Origin of the sequence: Mesorhizobium sp. M4B.F.Ca.ET.089.01.1.1, from assembly GCF_004022605.1 — a bacterium.
GTDB lineage: Bacteria > Pseudomonadota > Alphaproteobacteria > Rhizobiales > Rhizobiaceae > Mesorhizobium > Mesorhizobium abyssinicae.
Genome location: NZ_RZOS01001592.1, coordinates 1 through 385, shown reverse-complemented (window position 1 = coordinate 385; position 385 = coordinate 1). Strand labels below are relative to the sequence as shown.

The following is a 385-nucleotide window of genomic DNA, read 5'->3' as shown; positions in this document are numbered from 1 at the left end:
GATTTGCCGATAGTCGCAGGAAATCGTTGGAAATCAACGGAAGCTGATTGCAACAGGACGCGACAAGAAAACGCCCGCCGGTCTTCACCTCTTCGGCACTATCCTATTGCTTTTGCTTGATGAAGTGATGGTGCCCAGAGGCGGATTCGAAGCGAAGGAAATCTGGCTTTGTTTCCAAATAGTTGACACCCACACAAGAGCAGGGATAGCCAACAAAAATACCAACAAAATATTTCTGTGGATTGGTTCGGTTCCCGGATATCGCTCTATTCGCTCAATGCCATCGGATCCCAACCTCATCTCAGAAGCGGAGCGTTGAGCAAGTTGCAGGTCCGCTGCTGCCTCCAATTTCCCCGAGATCTGATCGCCCTTACCACTTGAAGAT

At 49.6% G+C, this 385-nt stretch carries 1 protein-coding gene; it reads right to left on the bottom strand.

Features of this window, described 5'->3' with window-relative positions:
* Positions 1-84: 84 nt before the first annotated feature.
* Positions 85-385, bottom strand: a 301-nt coding sequence (locus EN780_RS40265; protein WP_210215169.1) for a hypothetical protein, incomplete at its 5' end; no start/stop codon positions are given.